This is a genomic window from Pantoea agglomerans NBRC 102470 (assembly GCF_001598475.1).
Lineage (GTDB): Bacteria > Pseudomonadota > Gammaproteobacteria > Enterobacterales > Enterobacteriaceae > Pantoea > Pantoea agglomerans.
In genome coordinates, this window is record NZ_BCZA01000010.1 from 123,783 (window position 1) to 145,850 (window position 22,068).

The following is a 22,068-nucleotide window of genomic DNA, read 5'->3' on the forward strand; positions in this document are numbered from 1 at the left end:
TCACCTGTCAAAAACAATGGGAAAGTTAAGGTGTTATGCGTAAACATAATCTGAAGTTATTGCTGTTCATCTGTTCCATTGCCTCATTGAGCGGGGTGATCCTCGGTTATGACGCCTCAGTGATTTCCGGCGTTATTGAGCCATTAACGGAACACCTTGCGCTAACGCCGTGGCAAAGTGGATGGGCTGTTTCAAATGTCATTCTCGGCTGTATCGTCGGCGCTGGCTGTGTCGGCGCGATCTCAGATCGGATCGGGCGTAAACCTACACTGGTGATCACCGCGCTGTTGTTTGCCGTGTCTGCGGTGGGTTCTGCGCTGGCAGATTCACTAACCGGGTTTGTGATTTACCGGCTGGTGGGTGGCCTGGCGGTCGGGATGGCGTCGGCAATTACGCCGCTCTATATCGCAGAGGTCTCACCTAAGGACTGGCGAGGGCGCATGCTTGGGCTGCAGCAGATGCTGATGGTTGGCGGTCAGGTCACGGTCTATGTGGTGAATTACCTGATTGCACGCGGTATGCCCCATGCCTGGATAGTCAGTGAAGGCTGGCGCTGGATGCTGGCGTCGGGTGTGGTGCCTTGCCTGCTGTTTCTGGCACTGGTGCCCTTTATGCCGGAATCACCACGCTGGCTGGCGTTAAACGGCAAGCGTGAACGCGCGCTGGCAGTGCTGACCCGGCTTTCGACGCCTGAACATGCGCGGCGTCTGCTGGCAGAAATCAGTGCGCCGGACGCGGATTCTGTTACCCGTCAGCAGGGAACCCGTCTGCTCCGCGACGCCAGAATGCGTTACATCCTGCTGATCGGCTGCGCGATTGCGATTCTGCAGCAGGTTTCGGGCATCAACATCCTGCTGTATTACGCACCGTCGCTGCTGCAGAACATCTCACCGGATACACAGACCTCCCTCTATCACAGCATTTTCCTCGGACTGGCGCTGCTGGTCGGAGTAGCGTTTTGTCTGAACGCAGTGGATCGCTGGGGACGGACGCGTCTGCTGCGCTGGGGAGCGCTGGGTTGCGCTGTCAGCCTGGTGATTACGGCCTGGGCCTTTATAGCGCAGATCGGTGGCCTGCTGCCGGTTGTGGGCCTGGTGGCGTTCGTACTGATTTTTGGTATGTCATGGAGTCTGGGTGCCTGGCTACTGATCTCTGAAATATTTCCCAACCGGATTCGTGCCGTCGCGATGGGCTACGCCTTTTCTTCGATGTATCTCGCCAATTTCATCGTTACTCAGACTTTCCCGATGATGAACCGTAGCCGTTTGCTGATGGATCACTTCCATGGTGCTTTTCCACTGATGCTCTGCGCCGCTGGCTGCCTGGTGGCCTTCTGGTTTGTAAAACGTTTTCTGCCTGAAACCCGAGGCATCTCACTGGAGCACATCGAGCCGCTGATGCTTTCAAAATCCCGTCGTTTTGCCGCCAAAGCGCAGGCGACATCCGGACACCCTATTCAGCCTGACTGGGCTGACAACAAAAAACAGGAGCAGTTATGAACCTTAAAACAGTACGAGTGGGATTGATCGGTGCTGGCCGCATGGGCAGTTTTCATGCAGAGAATCTGGCGCTGCGGGTGCCTGGGGCACGGCTGACAGCGGTCGCCGACCTGCAACCCGGCGCAGCGCAGAAACTGGCAGACCGGCTGGGGGTGGAGAAAGCCTATACCGATATCCAGGCGTTACTCAATGACAGCGAAATCGATGCCGTTGCTATTGCTACGCCGGCTCGCACTCACGCCGAACTGGTGATCGCTGCAGCCCGGGCTGGCAAGCACGTGTTTTGCGAAAAACCGATGGCGGTAACGCTGGATGAGGCAGATCGGGCGATCGCGGCCGCACAGGATGCGGGCGTTGTGTTGCAGGTCGGCTTCAATCGTCGATTCAATGCAGGCTTCGCCGCAGCTATTGAAGCTGTCAGAGCAGGCACCAATGGCACCACCCAGCTAAGCCGTTCGGTGACACGCGACCCTGGCCTGCGCGATCCGGCCCCGATCCCGCAGTGGACCATCTTCCTTGAAACCTTAATCCATGACTTCGACACCCTTCTGCACTTCAATCCGGGTTCCCGGCCGGTTGAGGTCTATGCGCTGGCTGATGCGCTGGTGCGTCCCGATTTTAAAGATAAGGGATTACTTGATACCGCGGTGGTGACCATCCGCTTTGATAACGGTGCCATTGCCACTGCGGAAGCCAACTTCCAGGCAGTTTACGGTTATGACGTTCGCGGTGAGGTGTTTGGCAGTAAAGGTATGCTGCAGGCGGGCAACATCAATCAGGACAACTGTGTGCGCTATCACGCCGAGGGTATTGCCATCGCAACGTCTCGAATGGATACCGATCTGCTGCGTGAGGCCTATGTTGCTGAAATGGCAGAATTCGCCCGCGCGATTCTGCACGGTGACACGCCGCGCGCTACTGGCACTGATGCGCGTAACGCGCTGGAAATTGCGCTGGCCTGTATTGAATCGGTGCAGCAACGCAAACCCATTCTGCTGGGAGAACGCTAATGGCCGGTTATCAGCTTTCAGTCTGTGCGGAGATGGTGTTTCTCGAACTGCCTTTTATCGCGCGTGTTGAGCGGATTCATGCGCTGGGATTTGGCGTGGAGATCTGGAACTGGGCCAACAAAGATATCGACGCGCTGGTGGCGACAGGTGCGCGTTTTACCTCCATGACCGGCTACCTCAACGGTAACCTGACTGATGATGATGAGATTGCAGAGTTGCTGCATAGCGCAGAAACCTCACTGGCGATTGCAGATCGTCTGAACTGCCCGAGCCTGAATCTGCATGGCACCGGGCTGGATGCTCACGGCCAGGCGGTTCGTCCGGTTGAGGTGGTCACTGGTGAGATGTGGCTTAAAGCGGCCGACACCCTGCGGCATGTCGCTGCGCTCGGCGAGCAGGCCGGGCGAGTATTTACTCTCGAAAACCTGAATCTGGCGGTTGATCATCCGGGTACGCCGTTCGCACGGGCTGCCGATACGCTGGCGCTGGTCGAAGCGGTCAACAGCCCGGCACTGAAGATGAATCTGGACCTCTATCACGCCCAGATTGGAGAGGGCAACCTGATAGAGCTGATACGACGCTGCGGCCCCGCTATCGGTGAAATCCAGGTGGCTGATGTGCCGGGGCGCATGCAGCCTGGCACCGGGGAAATTAACTATCGCGCCATTGCCCGTGCGCTGGAGCAGGTCGGCTATTGCGGCGTCGTTGCGCTGGAGGGCTGGGCCGAAGGCGACAGCGAAACAGCCCTGGCACAGTTCCGCGATCACTTTACGTTGTGAGCTCTGCCGCCGGGTATTTGCCTGTTGCCCGGCGGTTCTATCAATAATAAACCCTACAGGATTACGCGATGAAAACCAAAATGTTAGCACTGCTGCTCAGCCTGATGATCAGCGTTACCGCCTGGGCTAAAACACCTAAAATCGGTGTCGCACTGGCTAATTTCGATCTTAACTTCGTATCGATTCTGCGGACGCAGATGGTGGGTGAGATAAAAGCGCTGAAAATGGATGGGCAGTTCGTCGATGCCAAAGGGGATGTAGCTCTTCAGGTACAGCAGGTTGAAGATTTTATCAATCAGGGCGTGGATGCCATTATTCTCAACCCGGTCGATACACAGGGCGTACTGCCGATGGTGAAAGCGGCAGAAGCGGCGGGCATTCCGCTGGTGTTTGTTAACCGTAAACCGGAAGTGAAATTACCGTCCAGTATGGCCTATGTCGGTTCTGACTCTGCCCTGGGGGGTGAGATGCAGATGGAAGCGCTGGCAAAACAGATGAACTATCGGGGCAATGTCGCCATTTTAATGGGCGCATTATCAAATGAAGAAGCGCGGGAACGGACGCGTGCTGTTGAAGCGGTGATCGCTAAATATAAGCAAATGGCGGTAATCGAAAAACAGACTGCACGCTGGCAGCGTAATGAAGCGGTAGACGTAGTTTCGGGCTGGCTGCTTAATCAGCGACCGATCGATGCAATCGCCGCCAATAATGATGAAATGGCTATCGGGGCGATTATGGCGCTGAATCAGGCGAAAAACAGCCACATTCTGGTTGCTGGGATCGATGGCACGCCAGATGGCCAGCAGTTCGTCAAAAATGGAAAGATGACGCTGACTATTTTCCAGGATGCGAAAGGGCAGGCGACGGGCGCTGTGAAAGTCGTGAAAGCGTTACTGGATAAACAGAAAGTCGAATCACTGAACTGGATCCCCTATAAAACCATTACACAAAGTAATTATGCGGAGTTTGCTGCCGCTAATCAGCCATAAAAATTGCCGCTAACTTTATGATTCTTCGTCGTTTCTTAAATTATTAGCCAGCTGCCGGGCAGTGACGCACTCTGCCCGGCCTGTTTTGCTGGCTAATCTGTAAAAATTTCCTTAATCGCCTGATTAACGCGTCTGTAGTGCTTCTTCATATAAGCTGAATTATACTGTCGATAAATGAGCGGAAATTCAGTGATTTCTTAATGATTTACATAATCGATGATCAGGTTTCTTACAATTCTGATGACTGCACGCTTAGCCACATTCCTACTCAGGAGTCGCTGAGCCTCAGTATTTCTTCAGGTCGGCTTTTTGAGCAGTTACTGAATTCCGGGGGAGAAATACTGGCGCGTGATACGTTGCTGACCGAGGTCTGGGATAAATATGGCCTGCGTGGATCGAATAGTAATCTGAATCAATATCTGAGTATTGTGCGCAGGGCACTCGCGGCTTATGGCTGTGAAAATCTGATTATCACCATCCCGAAAATTGGTATACGCCTGAATACCGATATTAAAATTGAACGTCAATCAGCCCCGGTCATGGGGGTGACGGAAGTTTTAACTGATGACATATCGGAAGGAAGTATAACTGAAGGGTCTGCTGAAAACGTTGTCCTGCCTGCCACTCCGCCCGGTAATCAGCTGCCAGCTACGTCCGTTAACGTCAACCGGCGATACTGGTTTGCTTCTGTTGCTCTGATATTGCTGGGCATGGTGCTCTGGTATTTCACGGTATCGCGTCCTGACGAGCAAATTATTCCAATGAGTGCCATTAAACTTGACGGTGGCTGCGAAGCAGTATTATTGCAGGGTCTGGATGAGGTTGAACGACAGGCATTGGGTAAGCAAATAGTGCAAATTCTAAGGGAAAATAATCAAACCTGCGATGCGGGTCACCGGATTATTTTTGATAAAAACACCTCTTTTACTACTAAGAATTTCGGAAGAACAATTCTTTCATCGTGTAAAATTAATAGCGATGGTCATATCATCTTATGCGACAATTTTTATTATCTTGACTGGAGAATGGGATGAAGCGGAGCATTGGTATTAATATTATCTTCATGCTGGCTGCGCTATTAATGGTGACTTTTGCAGGGGTTTATTACTTAACACATCAGGCCAAAGATTTTCCTTTTCGATGCTCAGCGTTTAGCCGTTACGATCTCAGTCGTAATGATGATAAACGAATTGAGTTCGCTGTTGCCCAGGATTTACGTTTTGATAAAAAGGATTCAGGCTATCTTTTGCTGAATGGGCAGGCAACGAGCAATGACGGTGTTACTATTCTTAACAGAAGGGTTGCATTAATCAATGGCGCTAAAATTTCCGATGATACTTACCGGTATCAGATCAGCAAAGTTGTCACTTCGAATACTGATACTACCCCTGATGTCATCTTTAATAAGTTGTTAGCAGAGATCACGCTGGATCCAACGCATCTGCAGTTGGATGTCGATAAGATTGATAAAAATACCTATATTATCGGTGGGCCGATCTCCTATCTCTTTACCTGCCAGCGTTACTAAGCTCTGTAAACGGCTAATTTAGCGGTGTTCAGAATGCATGAAACCGGGAAGGGTTTATCCTGCCCGGTTTTTCTTTTAACGTTATGTCGTCAGGCTTTGCTGAGGAAAAGTATCAGGGCCAGCTCTGGAAACTCTTCAGGATATTATTAAACAGCTGAATTTCTTCATCGGTCAGGGGGGCAGCCTTTGACAAAGAGAAAATTAATACATCCTCCAGGTTTAAGGTGAAAATCGCCTGTTTTTGATAAAGCCGGATATTATCCGGGCGCAGAAAATCATAAGTAATCATGATGCCTGTGCTCAGATTATCGCCCAACACCACGGGTTGATTTGCCTGCTGCTGCCAGTCTTTCATTTGTCTCTGCAGAATAGCGAGCTGGCTGCTGATATATTCTTCTGGATTGTTGTGATTGGCCAGTTTATCACGAGAAATAGTGACGGGTGGCATCGCTGAACGGGGATCCGCCAGCGTGTTCAGGGTTCGCTCGCAGTAGCCTTCCGGTAAAGTAATCATACCTTCGCTAAACCGGCAAATATTTTTATCCATGTGTAATCTCCATTTCTTTAGTTTTTTCTGTCTGGCCAAATAACTGCTCTGCGGTAACTTCACTGAGCGTACCGTTATTTAACAGGACGATTTTATCTGCACTTCTTATGGTTTCCGGGCGATGTGCAATCATGATTCGGGTGATTTTCATTTGCTTTATTGCATTGTTGATCTGCGCTTCGTTATAGATATCCAGATGACTGGTTGCCTCGTCCAGTACCAGTATTTTTGGTTCGCGGTAGAGGGCGCGAGCTAGCAGAATACGCTGCAGCTGCCCGCCAGAGAGAAACGATCCCATATCACCGACAAGGCTTTGATAGTTCATCGGCATTTTCATGATATCGCCGTGAATTTGCGCCAGGCGTGCTACACGGGTAATTTTTGCGTGGTCAGGATTATTATCAAAGAAGCTAATATTTTCACTGATCGAGCCTGAGAACAGGATGTCATCCTGCATAACACAGCCGATGCGGTTACGATGGTGTTCAAGTCCTGTCTGGGTAATGTCCATTCCGCCCACGGTGATTGTTCCACCTTCCGGGTGCAGCAGACCCAGAATGATTTTGGCCATGGTGGTCTTTCCCTGACCTGAAGGGCCGACAATCGCAACGCTTTCGCCAGCCTTAATTTCCAGACTGGCACCATTTACTACCCAGGGTTCGGTAGGTGCATAGCGGAAGCGGATATCCGTTAGTTTGATATCCTGCGGCGTTTCTGTCTCATCATGCGTATCTTTACTCACCAGTACCGGACTGGCTTCTGAGCTGACTTCAGTTTCTGACAACACGATATCGGCCAGTCGTTCACCATGCATACGCAGCATTCTGAAGTCGATTACGGCGTTGATCAGACCTGCACCGCGGCTCATAAACTGATCGGAGAAGCTAATAAAGGCGGTAAGCATACCTGCAGAGAAGTTGCCATCCAGTACTTGCAGCGCAGCCAGCCAGACCAGTACTACCCTGCCTACAGAAGTGAGCAATCCCTGGGCGGAACCAAACAAAATGTTAAGCTTCTGAATCACAATGCCTTTGTTGGTCGTATCCACCAGGAAATTCATATAGGCGGAGAGACGAGGCACCTGCTTGTTATTGGTTTTTACTGCCTGGATACCGCGAAGCGTTTCCAGTAAAGAAGATTGCGTGCGGGCTGAACTGATGATTTGCTCTTCGTTGGCGCGGCGAACAGGATCATAAGCCATGAAGCGTAACAGTGCATAGGCGACAAAAAGGCCAATTACCAGCCAGGCAAGCTTAGCGTTATAGATAAACAGCATCACTACTGTCACGATCGACATTACCCCATCCAGCACAGTACTAATGAAGCGGCTGGTCAGCGTACTTTGGATGGTGTTCAGCGAGCCATAGCGGGACAGAATGTCACCAACGTGACGGGATTCGAACCATTCAAGTGGCAGCTTTAACATATGGTGACAGACATTGACCGTCCACTGCACGCTGAGCTGGCTTGAGAACCAGCTCATCACCCATGAGCGCAGCGCTGTAATCATGGTCTGAAACAACGCAATCATGATAAAGCCGATCCCGAGCAAGGAGAGTAGTGAGTAATCTGCGGAGACCAGCACCATATCCATCACCCACTGCATAAAGAAGGGGGAGAGTACGCCGAAAAGTTCCAGAGCGATGGACAGGATAAACACCTGAGCAAAGGCAGATTTCACCCCTGTCACACTGCCCACCAGCTTCATCATCGAGATGCTTTCTTTTTCTTTTTTGACCTCAAAAGTGGAGGAGGGAACCAGCTCCAGTGCAACGCCGGTGAACGCCGGTGATGCTTCTTTAAATGTCAGTTCCCGAATGCCGCGTGCAGGATCGTGAAGCGTGATCTTATTGCCACGCACTTTTTTTAGCACAACGAAATGGTTCAATTCCCAGTGCAGAATGCAGGGCATGCGTAATTTAGACAGCTCTTCCATATCAACGCGTAACGCACGGGAACTCATATTGAGTTGTTGTGCCATGGCAATGACATCACTAAGTGTTGCACCCTTAAGCGACGTTGCGAACCTGCGACGCAGGGTGATCATGTCGATTTCATGACCGTGATAATTGGCAATCATCCCCAGACAAGCAAGACCACATTCCGTCGCCTGTGACTGACGAATCATCGGCAGGCGGTTAAACCATTTAAAATTGAGTTTCTCTAATAACAACACAGAACAGACCTTTTAATCAGAGAGAGATTTTGTGTCCAAGCGCAAAAATTGGCTCCAGCACCCATTCATAAAGACGACGTTTGTCGACGATAAAATCAGCATCCAGCGCCATACCCGGCTTGAGTTTTTCATTCTGCGCATAAGCAGTAATTGATTGTTTGTCCAGGGAGACCAGCACGCGGTACTGCTGTTCCTGAATATTGTTTTTGCCGGTTAACGTAGTGACTTCCTGAGGAGACAGAGCGGTGCGTGAAACCTCGATAACTTTTCCATACTGTTGACCAAACTTTTGATAAGGAAACGCTTTATAGCGCAGCACCACCCGCTGTCCCGGTTGGATAAAACCAATGGACTGCGTGTTTACCATGATGCGGGCGACCAGTTCAGTATTGCTTGGCAAAACTGCTATGGCTGACTGACCGGCGGTGAGCATCTGTCCATTTTTGACCATAATCATGCCGACATACCCGCTTTTAGGCGCACGTAATTCAAACGAGCGGCGCGCTTCATTTTCAGCCATCGACTGACGGTTATCAGCCAGTTGGCGCTCGATATCGTTACGCTTTTTCTCGTCATCCAGCGGTTTTTCATGCAGCTGTTGCTCGGTCTGAACAATTTTTTGCGAGATGTCCAACAGCTGACGTTGATATTCCTGGTAGCGCGCCTGGCTATCGAGCAGATTAGACTCCTGCTCTTCCATCTGACGGCTTGAGGCATACCCTTCGTTGTGCATGGCTTCCAGCTTGTCCAACTGCATTTTCGCCAGGGAAACCTGTTTCCGACGGTGTGTCAATTGCAGCTTCAGCTGCTCCTGTTGCAGTTTCAGGCTGGCGATAGTGTCGGTCAGGCCCTTCATTTCAACCTGATGAAGCTTTTCAAGCGTCACCAGATCCTGTTGAAGCCTTTCACGCTGGCCTTTCAGATTCTCGGCAATAACCTGACGAGTCTGACCTAACTGCGTTGAAACCTCTGATGACAACACCATCAGCACATCGTCTTTTTCAACATGCTGGCCCTCTTTTACCGGAATATCGACCACCGTAGCGCTTACGGGGGGCGGAATGATCAGCATGCCATTTTTAGGCAGCAGTTCTCCGGTAGAGGATTCATATTTTGTATAACTGCCAAATATAAAAAACAGCGCTGTCGCGGCAGTGATCAGCACTACAACGGAAATAACTAACCAGCGATAAGGTGGGCAATAGAGTGCCACAATGCCCAGGTTTCCACGGTTGGCTGCATCAAGTGCCTCCTGACGGAATAGTGACTGTTCCATTTATATAATCATCATGAGTAAGGGATTAACGGCACTGAAAAAAATTCAGCATGTCGATTGATAGTGATCCGGTACTTTGTGCCAGATTAATGAGGGCGTTCAGGTAATTGAAGCGAGCTTCAGCCTGATCTTTAAGTGCGCTAAAATATTTTTGCTGAGCATCAAGCTCATCATTTACCGTACGGAAACCCATTTCCCGGCCATATTGAACAGACACCACTTTTTCGCGTGAAGACTCGACGGCATTTTTCTGCGCGTTGATTAACGCTTTTCCATTCGTAAGACTAAGCCATGCTGAACGTGTATCTGTAGCCGCTTTGCGTTGTGCTTCCATGGTGGAATATTTCGCTGCCTGACGGCGATAGGCTGCTTCATAAGATTGTGAAATCTGGCTGCCACCCGCGAATAATGGAATAGAAACGTTAACGCCATACTGCAGATTATTACTTTTAGAGTTAGTGCCAAAAATAGCATCATAAAGTAAATTATCGTCGTTATCGTTACGGCTCCAGTTTTTGCCATATCTGGCGTAAAGTGACACGACAGGCATATGTGCGCCATCTGCAGCCAATACATCAGCATCGGCCTGATCATTCTGAAACAGGGCAATTTTGATTTCAGTGTTACGTTGCTGGCTGGCATTAATCGCATCAGTTAAAGAAGCGTAGGGCGAAGCGTTAAGGCACTGAAAGTTTACCGGCTCGACAGTGTCCGGACTGACACCCGATAAGCGACGAAATGCTTCTCCAGCCAGCAATAACTGACTACTCGCCTCTATTTCTTTGGCCTGAGCAAGAGCGTAATTGGCCTTAGCTTCATCCAGCTCTGTACGGGTGTTTTGTCCATTCAGAATACCGGCCTGCAGTTTTTGCTGTTGTTGTTTGAAGTTGTGACTGGCAGCTTTCGCAGCCTGTAAAACTTCCTGCTGATAGAGCACCGAAAAGTAGGCATTACTGATCGCATTTAATAACTTTTCTTCAGCTTTTTTTGACTGGGCTTCAGCGGTATTGGCAATAGCAACGCCTTTACGCCAGCCAGCATATTTACTCATATCAAACAGGGGTTGTCTGACACTGAGATCGTAACTGTGATTTGTTACACCACTTTGATATTTTTTATCCGGCTGTTCCTGACGATCCCAGTTTCCTTCGAGCGTCAATGTGGGTAACATTCCGGCCATACCCTGCCAGTATTTTTGCTGATCGGCTTCACTGGTCATCTGGCTGGATTGCAATGCAGAGTCATAGGTTAATGCGGCTCGGGCAGCCTGCTGTAAGCTGGTCGCATAAGATCCAAATGGCACGCAGGACAGTACAATAAATGCAATTTTAAAATTATAAAATTTCATGATGCTCGCTGTTTCTTAAAAATTAAGCCCGAAATTAAATGAGTTGCTGGGCAAAGACATATTTAATCAAATCAGTATTAGACTGCAGCTGAAGTTTACGCATGGCGTTATATTTCTGCGTTGCAACCGTACTGATACTACGTTTACGTGCTTTAGCTATCTCCATTAAACTGTACCCGATAGCAAAAAGTCTGATTACTTCAACTTCTGCGGGTGATAAAAGAGTCTGTGCGGGCTCCTCTGAAGCAGAATGCGCCAGATCTTTCATCTTTTCTGAATAAAATATTTCAGAATTCGATGAGCAAACCCAGTGCAAAGCTTCTACCAGATCCCGTATATCATCACGTTTGCTCACTATTGCATTTACCGGAATTTGCAATATTCTTTTCAAAATGGCCGGGCTATTCTGTGCCGTAAAGATAATGATTTTAAGGTTAGCATTATGGTTGTAAATTTCTTCTAGCTTTCTAACGCCGTTCAAATCATTACGTTCAAAGTTAAAGCAAAAATCAGTAATTAATATATCAGGAGGATCGCTATTCAGTTTTACAAAAAGATTTTCTGCTTCTACCGGGTATGCTGCAATGTCCAGGTTGTGAAATCCGGTTGAGAGTATTTTTTGTATTGAATAAAAAATAAAAGGACTCTCATCAGAGACACCAACTTTAAACCTCCTTCCTTTTAATGGCCTATCCACTGATAAAATCCTTTCTCAGTTTATAAAGTCTGGTAAAGGGCTCCGAAGAGCCCATATGGTTACTGATAACTAATGGTATAGGTAGCAACTGCGTTAGCACTACCAGGGGTTATTGTGGCAGCAGTCTGGTAATAACGTGCATATAAGGGCACTGTTATCAATGCAGACGATAGTGGATAAGCTGCAACTCTGTATGGTGCTGCCAGTGCAACAGGTTGCTGACTTTCATTCAGAATCTGAACACCCACTCCGCTGGCAGTTGAGGTCGAATTCAGAGAAACTACGCCGACATCCGATAGCCCATCAGCTGCATCCCCATCCAACTGCATCATAACGTCAAAGGTACCTGAAAGAAGTGCCTCACAGTTAAGCTGAAGATTAAAAGCGGTAGATGGGCTGGTTTGTCCAATACCGGAACCCAAACCACTGCTGGTATTCGCTGTGTAACTCCCTAATGACACCTTCGGGTTAACATCGCCTGCTGCTGAGCAGGTTTGATCCCTCACAGTGATGCCGCTTTTAATATATCTGACATAAAGTTTCAGGTCATTTCCTGGTACCAATGAGCCTACATCAAATACGTTGACATAGTCCGGAAGCAAATTGGGGCCAGCCATCGAGTTTGACGTCCGCACAATCTGAAAAGGCACATTCAATGTGACATCAGTATAAGCACCGACTGTACCGCCACTGGTTAACGCGTAAGTAGCGATCTTGTTGCCGGTAGGAATATTGGCAGCGTCGGTGGACATTTCACCACCGTAACCGGTATAAATGGTTAAGCCATAACCGAGTGCATCTTCAGCAATTGTTTTACGCTTTAAGTACACTTCTCCCGTTAAACCATCAAAAAACTGTTGCAGATTATCCAGGGCACATTTGAACGTGACTGTTAAATTGCCACTATAAACGACCGTGCCCACCGGAACAGCTGCCGAAATATTTATCCCCAGTGAGCGGAAATCTAATACCGCATCAGAAAGAGATTTTTTGCACGTCAGTGTGACATCATCTGCCGCGTTCGCATTAATTGGTGCTAGCATGACGAAACCAGATACCATAATCATGATGCTGACTATTCTGGTCAGTGTCCTTCTAAAGTTAATAAACATCATAATGTCACCCGATTAACCCTGATTATCTTTGTTCATTTCGCCGTTAGACACGTAGCGAACAGGTTTTGATTGATCGCTGCTGCATGTTGTTGTGAGCCTTGCAAGGGTGTTGTTTTCACTGGAATTAACAATACCGGACTCCAGGTTAACCAGACACTTATCACTGGCTGCTTTACCCCAGGAAATATGCAGGCGGCTGACATCTTTATTTAACCTCACATAAATCTGACCACCCTGTGAAACAGTGGTGATAAGGTTACCGTCTTCATCATTAACCGTTGCACCAAATGGCAAGGCATTTCCGTTCGGCTGATTAGCCCGAATTAACAGTGGCTTTCCTTTGCTGGTTTTATAATCAAGTCTGACGACTGCACCCTCAACAGGAATAACGCGCTGCTGAGTTGATTCAAGCTCAACATCCAGTGGAATTCCTTTTGGGTCGATGGCCAGTTCGTTTATCCGGTACGGGTTAAGGTTTGGCACAATAGCTTTGCCGCTGCCGTTTAACACAATATTGGGATAGCCGAGTACACGCGCGCCCTCTGCATCTTCTGCGGTAACAACAGCATAAGTCGTAGACTGATAAGCGCTGAAATTAATGCTATCAGGTAAAGCGACTACCGCACCGCTGATACCACCCGAGGCAGAATAATAGTTTTCCCCTTTAGTATAAGACGCCGTCAGCATACTGTAGGGCGAACGGTACTGCCCACTAACTGAACCGGACTTCTCATTATCAGTATCGCGCGCTATTCCAACGTTATAGTTATATTGGTCATGTTCACCCAGAACACCATTAACTGCTGTTTGTGCATTCACACCTTGTTTATTATGTGTCGCACTTCCGGTTACATAACTTTGACTATCGCTGCCAATTGGCACCGAGAAGTCGAGTGACAGTTGAGTGTCATGCCCGCCGGTTGAATATAATAATCGGTTTGCTGATAAAGTATAGGAGACCCGACCAATTGTATTATTGTAACCCAGCTGAAATTGCGTATTTGTTCCGGCAGAATCCCAGTAATTCTGAACAAAACCAGTAAGATAGATATTCCCATATGACTCCCCAAAATTTTGGCTTGCCGTCATAGAAAAACGTTGTTTGGGGCGCGAAAGATAATTTGACGAACTGTTTTTATGATTTTTTTTATAATAGTTATTGATTTGTAATGCATTATCAAAACTGTAATAACCGGATGATGAGAAGCGGTAAGCCGCCAGAGTAAAATTCGTGTTAGTCTGAGAAACCTTCTTACTATAAGTTGCCCGATAACTTACACCTTGCTTTTTCTCATCACCATATTTTGTCTGAGCCCCAGTAATATCCAGTGAGATCGCACCAACAGGTAAACCAAATGCACCTCCCAACAGCACAGAGGTGTAGTTATCTGATCCCAGAATACCTGAGTAACCGGTCAGACTATTGCTAAAACCATGCTGAATAGTGCCCTGATAGACCGAAGGTGTATAAACCATATTGTCTTTTCGGGATACACCACCGGTCAGACTATAAAAAGTCATGCCCGGACGTTTCAGACGCGTCATCGCTGCGTAAGGAACTGAGAAACGGGTCTCACCGCCGTCAGCTTCTTTCACGGTCACGTCTAAATCACCACCGTAGCCTGTAGGATAGAGATCGGTGATATTAAAAGGGCCTGGTGAGACCGTCGTTTCATAAATTTTGTTGCCATTTTGCGATACAGTTACCTGAGCGTTGGTTCGGGCTACGCCGCGGATTTCTGGTGCATAGCCTCGCTGAGAGTCTGGCCACATCTGGTCAACTGTAGATATTTGCGCACCACGAAAAGAAAGCGTATCGAAAATTTCGCCACTGGTATTACCTTCACCTAATAACAGCCGTGATTTTATTTGCGGAATATCACGCTGGACATAGGTGTTAATTGCATCGTAATGATGATACTCGTTGTTTTTTTGACGTTGCCAGCTGAGAGAACCATCGTGACGGAACATCCATCCGCCAAGGTTAAAGCCCGCCAGCGCACGGCCATAAAATGAGTCATATGCCTGACCGTGATTTACAGAGCGATAATAGTTGGTGTTATAGGTTAGCGTGAGTGCTGTTTCACCCTTATCCCAGAATTCTGGCGCAACGTAGCCGCGCGCAGATCGCAACAGATAAATTTGCGGAATTGAGATATCCATCTGCATATCGGCAGAATTGATAGCTGCATGACTCTCTTTAACTACCTCCTCCAACGCCATACACTGTTTACCAGAGCGCAAATCTTCAGCTTGTCCCGGGCTAAAAACTGTGTCCTTAAGTGACAAGCTTTTGACCAGATCATAGGAAAGGCACGCTTTGGTTCCCGCCCCTTCACGAATGACCTGAACATTTTCCCGACCAATCTGACGACCATTCAGGAAAATATCCAGCGTATAAGTACCAGGATCAATAGGGTTACCGGTTGCATAGCGGGCCACATCAACTTTAACGCCCGGTAAATTCTTCACAAATGATTCGTCAAAATCATACGAATTTTCTGCAAATGCGGCGCCTGTTGATGCAGTTAAAAAAAGCGCCAGAAAAGATCGGTAAAATATTTTTCCCGTTGGTTTATTATTTTTAATCATCCTTGCCATCATTATTACCCCTGATGAGTTACCAAAGTTACTGACTAATTTTGGCGTCTACATTGCGTGCAGCGCCATAATCATCCAGATATTGATAATGAAAGTTTGTTTTGATTTGATTTGCGTTCAATCCTTTTAGGGAGAAGCTTTTTGTTTCGCCTGGTGCAAGCATATCTCCCTTTTCACTGACTACTTTTCGCCCCGCGTTATCCTCGGCATTGATCTGTGAAACGTTGACGTAAAACGAAGAGTTATTGGTTGCTGTCAGCTGATTCGCTTTCTCCCCTTGATGCCAGATAAGACCCGACGCTGCTTCTGTGGCTTGCATCGCATCGAACCGGGCTGGGCGAAAGAAAATTTTGATGCGGCTACGAATAGCCATTTGCAACTGATTTTGATTCGCAAGGCTTTTATCGCGAGGAGGGATGTCGAGTACGTTAAGCCAGAATACCGACTCTTTATCTTTGGGCAGGTTTGAACCGGTATAAACGATACGTAATGTCTGTCCTTTGTTAGCCTCCATACGGAAAACAGGCGGTAGCAAGACAAACGGTACGTTTATTTTATCCAGTGCTTCATCAGGATTTCCATTGTCAATCCAGGCCTGTACCAGCGCAGGTTGATTGCCATGGTTATCTAAGCGGACTGTGACTTCTTTTTCTGTTGCGGGGTAGATTACCCGGGTGCCGATAATCGTCACGCTGGCAAAAGCCGATGAGGTCACCGTAAAAGCCAGCAGACAGGAGATCAAAAATTTAAAACTTTTTTTTTTCATGATTTTGACAGAAATGATGATAGAGGAAGAGAGGTGGGAACAGATGCTCCCACCATAATCAATTACAGGTAATTGATTGAATAGTTCACAGCTGATAAGACGGTACCAGCAGTAGCTGCACCAGTTGCATAGTACTGAGCAGAATAGGTCAGAGTACCTGCACCAGCAGTCAGAGCGACAGTTTTTGGAGAGGTGGTCTGCTCAGTGCTACCCGCGTTCAACACGCCATTTCCGCTATCCAGCAGCTGCAGGTCAACATTCGTTGCAGTACCAGTATTGGTCAAACGACCATCAGCATTGACGTTGGCACCTTGTTCAAAGTAAGCGTACACGTCACCAGTCGTAGCTGAGCAATTGCTCAGCGCCATAGTGAAGCGAGTGTTACCTGCAGTCTGACCAGATGTGCTTAAAATACTACTTGCTACTTTAGGCAGTGTAACGGTTGCAGTGCTGCCGCCGCCGTTTACGCTTACAGTACAAGTCTGAGACGCAATATTTCCTGTGAAGTTAATGGTGCCATCTGAAGCTTCAGCAGCATTAACATGAGCAGCAGCCAGCATCAGACCAAGAGCAACCATAGATAACTTTTTCATATACTTTCCTTTGTATAAAATAATTAATAACATCAATTAATGAACGATTTAATAATCGTTCACTTCCCTGGAGGATTCATTCCTCACAAGAGAATTAGAAAATCAGCAATCCAAATACGACTGCTGCTGCGACACCAACAATACCCATGCCAAAGGCAGACCCACTAACCGGGTTCGCTGCTGGAATTGAGTCTGGGCGCGTCCATTCAGTTTTCTCTTCTGAGCTTGCGCCTAGCTGCTTAAAGAAATCCAGGATCACCGAAGTTAATGAACCACCGCTAACGCCTTCGATTTCTTTATTGTTCAATTCACGCATGTTGTTTCCTTAAGCTGTAATTACAGATGCATTAGGATCAAACTGGTTTTCAACGACCGCGTTAAACCAGCCTGCCGTGCTATCCCAGCCATTCATAGCACCATATAAAGCACCATCAACAAGACCAAGGACTGCGCCGACAATCAGACCTACACCGGCAGAGACAATACCAACGCCTAACACGCCACCGGTGCTTCCGCCACTCATTCCCCATTTAAGACCAAAAGAACTAATACCCGTAACGGCACCGACAACTACAGCGCCAATAAAGTCAAAAAAACCTGCTCCTGAAACGTTTTGCATTTCAAAAGATGTTAACTCTCTCATCGATATCTCCATGTATCATTTTTTCAATATTATTATTTATGCCGCTTCTAGCGAACGGCGCTATTAGAATGGGTGGTCATAAAAAATGAAATAGTAAAACATCCATAATTCTTCTTTTGTTATCGTAAGCAAGGATATGGCTATTATATTTTTACATAATATTAACTGCTGTTGGTATTCTGGAATTTTTTGAGCGTACATTATTCTTATGCGTGATTTAACCATTAACAGCACTGCTTATGCCTGATGCTTAAAATTATCTGGCATCCGGGAAGCGCATGCCATGAACGCGGTTCAGTGAAACTGATTTATCTATGAATAAGCTTGTGCATAAAGTCATGAGTTAATGATTTCACTTGCCTGAATGTGATGTCATTTGAGAAGTGGAATTAAAAAGGGAAAAATCCCATTTGCCAGTTTCTGGTGATTTAAGCTAATTAAATCATATATGTCAGGATAAAAAACTAAATATTTAAAGATAATCAATTTAAGTATCTGTTCGATGGGTGCCGTGGTTTAATTCCTTCCATGCAATGCTGCCTGACAGCGTAACTTTAGTAAGGAGCATTAACATTGATGCCAATTTGATTTGTTTCTTTTCAGCCATGCTGGAAAATTGAGAGAGGTGTTTAAATGCGTGCTTTTAAAATAGCATGCTCATAACATCATCTTTCAAATGGTAATGGGAAATTCTTTTTTTAGGAAAAAAGTTATAACACTGCCCGTAAGGTGCTACAAAGTAGATTTATGTGCTAACTAAACAGCATTTGAATGGTGTAAGATCTGGTTATTGTTTCTTTTATTAGCCTGAATGTCTTTATTTATTTGTATTTGCGGTTTTGAATTTTGTTGGGACGGTTTTATTATAGTGGAACCGATAAAGACTATTTTTAACTGCCCGAGTTATGGAGGCGAGCTCAGGTAAGCGAGTACACCAGGCGAAAGAGAAAGAGACTATAAAAAACTGATTTTACGAATTGTTGCTAATCACTGACCAATGCGTCAGTTAGATTGAGTTAATTAATATGTATAGAGTGACTGAAAATCATGAACGGATCATCGATGCATTAGCAGGATTTACGCAGATTGCTAATCCAGATGAAATTTCAAGAGGCAAGCGCCGTTATCATTTGACTAAAGATCATGTACGTCGCGTTATGTTCATTCTTGACGGCGATTTTTTACTTAAACTTAAAGGCGAGAATAAGGTTTTGAATATCTTATCCGCTCCGTTTGTTGTCGGCGTCACTCCAGCTTTAGACGAGCCGCCAGTCTATCTGGAACGAGTCGATTATGGAAAAGTCAGTTTCATTGACTATGACGTGTTCTGGCGATTGGTTTTTGAGAAAGATCTTTTTAATGACGCAATGTCTATTTTATCAGGACAGTATTCTGATCTGATGAATTACATTCAGTTACCAAAAAGTAACTCATATGATGAAGTTCTTTCTTTGATTGAAAGATGGAAAAAACTGCCGACTCATTTAAAGAAACGATTTTCAGCACTATATCTTATTGAAAATAGTTCTCATTTATCAAAAAGTTCCATTTGCAGAGTGCTCAAGGAACTAAAAGAGAAAGGCGAATTGGTACTGATTAACGGTAAGTTCACCTGAATATAATATTTGTCATCGTGAATTTTGTGATGCTGAAGGGAAAAAATGGATGTTAATGTGGTTTGTACGGATGACAATTACTTCTTCAGACTGGGCATATCAAAGGTAATTGAGGAGGCACTGCTATCTGATGCAGAAGTAAAATTTTTATCAGGTTTTGATAGTCATAACCTGCGGCAGGCTGACTTCATCCTGATCAATGTTTCGCAATGGCGTCTTTATATGTGTCAACCCGCTTATCGCGAGCGAAAGCCTGGCAGTATCATATTGGTATTTACCGATGATTTCGGAGAGAAAATTAAAAACCCGTTACCATTTTGTTATCAATCTTTGCTTGAAGTGTCAAAAAGGGATTCGGTACGTTTAATCACTGAGAAAATAACCAAGGCCTGGTTAAACACTCAGGGAAGAGTTATGGGATATCTGCCTTCAGACTGTTTACGATGCGAATTTGCACGTATCACCGTGGTGCAACTTCAGGTGCTTAGTTTTTTGAAGAAAGGATACAGTGTAATCCAGACAGCAAAAAGGTTAGATTTGTCAGTTAAAACAATCTATGCACATAAATATAATGTGATGAGAAAGTTCGCTCTGAAAGGAGACAAAGAATTTAATGCATTTATCAATGATGTCTCGTTGCTTGAACTTTACAAAGGAGTTATCAATGTAAATGAGATTTAACGTTATCCAGAGGCGTAGGCTCACCCTTCTGCGCTGTTTAAATTTCCCATTTTTTATTTTTTAAGGAGTTGTCAACTCCTGTTCAACATCGGATATAAGGTGTTTTAAATATAGTGATTAAGCACCTTAAGGAGAGTTATATGGAAAATAATTCACGTTTAACATGCAAAGCATCGAATAGTCCCTTTAAATTTATGCAGGGAGCAATGCTGAGTATGGTTTTATTACTTACAGGCTACCTGTACTGCAATTATGTTGAGGCGGCGCCATTGCAGAACGCTCCTGCGCCATCGTTGTTTAAAGAAGTCAAAAATGACAAGGCGCCGGAGCAGATACACGACCCGCGTGCGCACATTATTGTCTACCGTATTGATGAAAAAAATCCTGCCGCATCAAAACGCGTCGTTAACGTATTTGTTAATAATCAATACTATACTAGCGTAATGTCAGGTGATAGAGGGACTGAAATTAGTGTGTGTCCTGGCCAGAAAAAACTGGACGTTATGTTCAGCCAGCATGATTTTGTCCAGCCAGCAAAAATTGAAGTACCCACACCAGAGCTGAAATCAGGTGAGCGCTATTACTATCAGTTAGCGGTAAATGATCAGCAGAAAATCACGGCGCGTCTGGTGCCTGCAAAGGAAGCTGAATCTGTTTTAACCAGTCTCAAAGCACAATCACGTACGTTATCGCGTGTAGTGAATGAACGTTCTTGTTCTGAAGCGGGCGAGTCAAAACTATTGAATCACCCGGTGGCTTCTTCACTATTAAATTCTGACAGTAGTCATGCTCAGAGCAATGCTATGAAGATAGCTGATAAAAGCAGTAAAGCTCAGGGCGCTGCATACTCACTGCATTGATGCAATCTGGCACCATATTTTTTATTAATCAGTTCTGATAATGCCGTTCACTGACTCCAGAATCAAGAGTTGTGCTGGAAGCAATGTCAGGATTGCAGATTATCTCGTCATAAAATCACGGTTATTCGAAGTATATGAATATAGAGATTAAGGGTTTGTGAAAGCCTTATTTCTATTGAATTTTATCAATCCTCGTTAATTAAGAAGGTTGTTATGTTGAAAGTGAACTTGCGTGGTGTGAAGGGTATTATCTCTTCATACACTGTTGATACAAAATCTGAAAATCCTACAACGATCAAAGTTCCGCATCAGGGTGCATTAAATATAGAACTGATCGATAGCGCTACAGGACATGCTCCGCAAATGGTTGTAACCAGGCGCGTTGGCAATAATCTGCAGCTTTTCTTTAGCCAGGATGATTCTCAGCATCCTGATATTGTGCTGGAAGATTATTATGATAATGAAAACGTTCATCTGATTGGGCTGGGCGAAAACGGTCAATTTTATGAATATGTGCCGACTTCCGGCGATGTCGCTGAATATCCGCCAGCTTTAACTGAAGGTCAGAGCGGTGAACAGGTATTAGGCGGTGAAGGATATGCCAGTGCCGATCCGCTGACTGCCAGTCACAACAATTTTGGTTGGTTGCCCTTTATGCTGCTGGGCGGCGCGGCAGGCGGCGTTGCTATTGGTGCGTCCGGGCGTGGTAGCAGTGGCCATGACTCTTCCGCTGAGAGTGTATCGGTGACACTTGATCCTGTTGCGGACAGTGATAATGATGGTCGTCCAGAGTTTTCCGGAACATCGAATAGCCCTGACTCACAGGTTGTCATTCAACTGCCTGATGGCACCCAGATCACGACCCAGACGGACAGTGAAGGTAACTGGTATGTGGAAGCACCGACTTCACAACCAAATGGCACCGTCACTGTTACGGTAACTGATAGTGCGGGCAATAGCGGTAGCCTGACTGAAGAGTTTACTGACACCTCTTCGCCAGAAGCGGCGGTTATAAATAGCAATGATGATGAACAAATCTCAGGTAAAGCAGAACCTGGTTCAACTGTGGTTATTTCCGATGGCAGTACCGGTGAAACCACCACGGTTGTAGTTGATGAAAATGGTGACTGGAGTATCCAGCCTAACCCTGTCAATGAAGGGGATACCGACGTAACTATCGTGGTCGTCGATCCTGCGGGTAATGTCTCTCCGCCGTCCAACGGTTCCCGACCGGACATAACTCCTCCAGATAACATCAACTCCGGCATTGTCAGTGACTCAGTCACCCTGACGGACGACGTCGGTGCGATCACCGGCGAAATTGCCAGCGGCTCGGTCACCGAC

21 protein-coding genes are annotated in these 22,068 nt (G+C 46.5%); 10 read left to right on the forward strand and 11 right to left on the reverse strand.

Annotated features, from left to right (window positions below; translation table 11 throughout):
- Positions 1-35: 35 nt before the first annotated feature.
- The 6 genes from PAG01S_RS18455 to PAG01S_RS18480 all read left to right on the forward strand — a co-directional run bounded on the left by PAG01S_RS18455 (position 36) and on the right by PAG01S_RS18480 (position 5,805).
- Positions 36-1,499 carry a sugar porter family MFS transporter gene (locus PAG01S_RS18455; RefSeq protein ID WP_010256816.1) on the forward strand — a complete coding sequence of 488 codons (1,464 nt, stop codon included), beginning with the start codon at positions 36-38 and terminating at the stop codon, positions 1,497-1,499.
- Positions 1,496-2,509: a Gfo/Idh/MocA family oxidoreductase gene (locus tag PAG01S_RS18460; protein ID WP_052271910.1), complete on the forward strand. Its 1,014-nt coding sequence runs from the start codon at positions 1,496-1,498 to the stop codon at positions 2,507-2,509. Before PAG01S_RS18455 ends, PAG01S_RS18460 begins: the two co-directional genes overlap by 4 nt.
- Complete coding sequence (locus tag PAG01S_RS18465) at positions 2,509-3,288, forward strand: TIM barrel protein (RefSeq protein WP_061703027.1); 780 nt, start codon at positions 2,509-2,511, stop codon at positions 3,286-3,288. The genes PAG01S_RS18460 and PAG01S_RS18465 overlap by 1 nt, the downstream gene beginning before the upstream one ends.
- Before the next feature lie 68 nt (positions 3,289-3,356).
- The gene (locus PAG01S_RS18470) at positions 3,357-4,277 is read left to right on the forward strand and encodes a substrate-binding domain-containing protein (RefSeq protein WP_033759854.1); all 921 of its coding nucleotides are present in this window, start codon (positions 3,357-3,359) and stop codon (positions 4,275-4,277) included.
- Between the two features lie 200 nt (positions 4,278-4,477).
- Positions 4,478-5,311, forward strand: coding sequence for a winged helix-turn-helix domain-containing protein (locus PAG01S_RS18475; protein ID WP_062759545.1), 834 nt, complete (start codon positions 4,478-4,480; stop codon positions 5,309-5,311).
- The gene (locus PAG01S_RS18480) at positions 5,308-5,805 is read left to right on the forward strand and encodes a FidL-like protein (protein WP_022624196.1); all 498 of its coding nucleotides are present in this window, start codon (positions 5,308-5,310) and stop codon (positions 5,803-5,805) included. Before PAG01S_RS18475 ends, PAG01S_RS18480 begins: the two co-directional genes overlap by 4 nt.
- A gap of 112 nt (positions 5,806-5,917) precedes the next feature.
- On the opposite strand, the gene PAG01S_RS18485 is transcribed toward PAG01S_RS18480, so the two are convergent.
- The 11 genes from PAG01S_RS18485 to PAG01S_RS18535 form a co-directional block, all read right to left on the reverse strand.
- The gene (locus PAG01S_RS18485) at positions 5,918-6,352 is read right to left on the reverse strand and encodes a DcrB-related protein (protein WP_010256796.1); all 435 of its coding nucleotides are present in this window, start codon (positions 6,350-6,352) and stop codon (positions 5,918-5,920) included.
- Complete coding sequence (locus PAG01S_RS18490; protein WP_073970699.1) at positions 6,345-8,528, reverse strand: peptidase domain-containing ABC transporter; 2,184 nt, start codon at positions 8,526-8,528, stop codon at positions 6,345-6,347. Before PAG01S_RS18490 ends, PAG01S_RS18485 begins: the two co-directional genes overlap by 8 nt.
- Before the next feature lie 16 nt (positions 8,529-8,544).
- The gene (locus PAG01S_RS18495) at positions 8,545-9,741 is read right to left on the reverse strand and encodes an HlyD family secretion protein (RefSeq protein WP_223564741.1); all 1,197 of its coding nucleotides are present in this window, start codon (positions 9,739-9,741) and stop codon (positions 8,545-8,547) included.
- Positions 9,742-9,829: 88 nt separating this feature from the next.
- Complete coding sequence (locus PAG01S_RS18500; RefSeq protein ID WP_010256785.1) at positions 9,830-11,152, reverse strand: TolC family outer membrane protein; 1,323 nt, start codon at positions 11,150-11,152, stop codon at positions 9,830-9,832.
- Positions 11,153-11,186: 34 nt separating this feature from the next.
- Complete coding sequence (locus PAG01S_RS18505; RefSeq protein ID WP_010256781.1) at positions 11,187-11,849, reverse strand: response regulator; 663 nt, start codon at positions 11,847-11,849, stop codon at positions 11,187-11,189.
- Positions 11,850-11,908: 59 nt separating this feature from the next.
- Positions 11,909-12,964 (reverse strand): fimbrial protein, encoded by a 1,056-nt coding sequence (locus tag PAG01S_RS18510; protein WP_062759546.1) that lies wholly within the window; start codon positions 12,962-12,964, stop codon positions 11,909-11,911.
- 12 nt (positions 12,965-12,976) lie between these two features.
- Entirely contained in the window at positions 12,977-15,568 is a 2,592-nt protein-coding gene (locus tag PAG01S_RS18515) for a fimbria/pilus outer membrane usher protein (RefSeq protein WP_062759547.1), read from the reverse strand.
- Positions 15,569-15,593: 25 nt separating this feature from the next.
- Positions 15,594-16,331 carry a fimbrial biogenesis chaperone gene (locus tag PAG01S_RS18520; RefSeq protein ID WP_033759838.1) on the reverse strand — a complete coding sequence of 246 codons (738 nt, stop codon included), beginning with the start codon at positions 16,329-16,331 and terminating at the stop codon, positions 15,594-15,596.
- A gap of 62 nt (positions 16,332-16,393) precedes the next feature.
- A complete protein-coding gene (locus PAG01S_RS18525) occupies positions 16,394-16,924 on the reverse strand; it encodes a fimbrial protein (RefSeq protein ID WP_010256772.1) in 531 nt (176 codons plus the stop codon).
- Between the two features lie 94 nt (positions 16,925-17,018).
- Positions 17,019-17,240: a hypothetical protein gene (locus tag PAG01S_RS18530; RefSeq protein ID WP_010256766.1), complete on the reverse strand. Its 222-nt coding sequence runs from the start codon at positions 17,238-17,240 to the stop codon at positions 17,019-17,021.
- A gap of 9 nt (positions 17,241-17,249) precedes the next feature.
- Positions 17,250-17,567: a hypothetical protein gene (locus PAG01S_RS18535; protein WP_010256762.1), complete on the reverse strand. Its 318-nt coding sequence runs from the start codon at positions 17,565-17,567 to the stop codon at positions 17,250-17,252.
- A 1,025-nt stretch (positions 17,568-18,592) separates the two neighbouring features.
- Here PAG01S_RS18535 and PAG01S_RS18540 point away from each other — a divergent pair.
- The 4 genes from PAG01S_RS18540 to PAG01S_RS18555 all read left to right on the forward strand — a co-directional run.
- Positions 18,593-19,183, forward strand: a complete 591-nt coding sequence (locus tag PAG01S_RS18540; protein WP_033770258.1) for a helix-turn-helix domain-containing protein — start codon at positions 18,593-18,595, stop codon at positions 19,181-19,183.
- Between the two features lie 45 nt (positions 19,184-19,228).
- Positions 19,229-19,864 carry a helix-turn-helix transcriptional regulator gene (locus PAG01S_RS18545; protein ID WP_010256756.1) on the forward strand — a complete coding sequence of 212 codons (636 nt, stop codon included), beginning with the start codon at positions 19,229-19,231 and terminating at the stop codon, positions 19,862-19,864.
- A 140-nt stretch (positions 19,865-20,004) separates the two neighbouring features.
- Entirely contained in the window at positions 20,005-20,724 is a 720-nt protein-coding gene (locus tag PAG01S_RS18550) for a hypothetical protein (protein WP_132499665.1), read from the forward strand.
- Between the two features lie 213 nt (positions 20,725-20,937).
- Positions 20,938-22,068, forward strand: a 1,131-nt coding sequence (locus PAG01S_RS18555) for an Ig-like domain-containing protein (protein ID WP_218017952.1), incomplete at its 3' end; no start/stop codon positions are given.

Excerpts from the sequence above, each read along its gene's own strand:
- PAG01S_RS18455 (WP_010256816.1), top strand. The coding sequence starts at position 36 with ATGCGTAAACATAATCTGAAGTTATTGCTGTTCATCTGTTCCATTGCC.
- PAG01S_RS18460 (WP_052271910.1), top strand. The coding sequence starts at position 1,496 with ATGAACCTTAAAACAGTACGAGTGGGATTGATCGGTGCTGGCCGCATG.
- PAG01S_RS18465 (WP_061703027.1), top strand. The coding sequence starts at position 2,509 with ATGGCCGGTTATCAGCTTTCAGTCTGTGCGGAGATGGTGTTTCTCGAA.
- PAG01S_RS18470 (WP_033759854.1), top strand. The coding sequence starts at position 3,357 with ATGAAAACCAAAATGTTAGCACTGCTGCTCAGCCTGATGATCAGCGTT.
- PAG01S_RS18475 (WP_062759545.1), top strand. The coding sequence starts at position 4,478 with ATGATTTACATAATCGATGATCAGGTTTCTTACAATTCTGATGACTGC.
- PAG01S_RS18480 (WP_022624196.1), top strand. The coding sequence starts at position 5,308 with ATGAAGCGGAGCATTGGTATTAATATTATCTTCATGCTGGCTGCGCTA.
- PAG01S_RS18485 (WP_010256796.1), bottom strand. The coding sequence starts at position 6,352 with ATGGATAAAAATATTTGCCGGTTTAGCGAAGGTATGATTACTTTACCG.
- PAG01S_RS18500 (WP_010256785.1), bottom strand. The coding sequence starts at position 11,152 with ATGAAATTTTATAATTTTAAAATTGCATTTATTGTACTGTCCTGCGTG.
- PAG01S_RS18510 (WP_062759546.1), bottom strand. The coding sequence starts at position 12,964 with ATGATGTTTATTAACTTTAGAAGGACACTGACCAGAATAGTCAGCATC.
- PAG01S_RS18515 (WP_062759547.1), bottom strand. The coding sequence starts at position 15,568 with ATGATGGCAAGGATGATTAAAAATAATAAACCAACGGGAAAAATATTT.
- PAG01S_RS18520 (WP_033759838.1), bottom strand. The coding sequence starts at position 16,331 with ATGAAAAAAAAAAGTTTTAAATTTTTGATCTCCTGTCTGCTGGCTTTT.
- PAG01S_RS18525 (WP_010256772.1), bottom strand. The coding sequence starts at position 16,924 with ATGAAAAAGTTATCTATGGTTGCTCTTGGTCTGATGCTGGCTGCTGCT.
- PAG01S_RS18530 (WP_010256766.1), bottom strand. The coding sequence starts at position 17,240 with ATGCGTGAATTGAACAATAAAGAAATCGAAGGCGTTAGCGGTGGTTCA.
- PAG01S_RS18535 (WP_010256762.1), bottom strand. The coding sequence starts at position 17,567 with ATGAGAGAGTTAACATCTTTTGAAATGCAAAACGTTTCAGGAGCAGGT.
- PAG01S_RS18540 (WP_033770258.1), top strand. The coding sequence starts at position 18,593 with ATGTATAGAGTGACTGAAAATCATGAACGGATCATCGATGCATTAGCA.
- PAG01S_RS18545 (WP_010256756.1), top strand. The coding sequence starts at position 19,229 with ATGGATGTTAATGTGGTTTGTACGGATGACAATTACTTCTTCAGACTG.
- PAG01S_RS18550 (WP_132499665.1), top strand. The coding sequence starts at position 20,005 with ATGGAAAATAATTCACGTTTAACATGCAAAGCATCGAATAGTCCCTTT.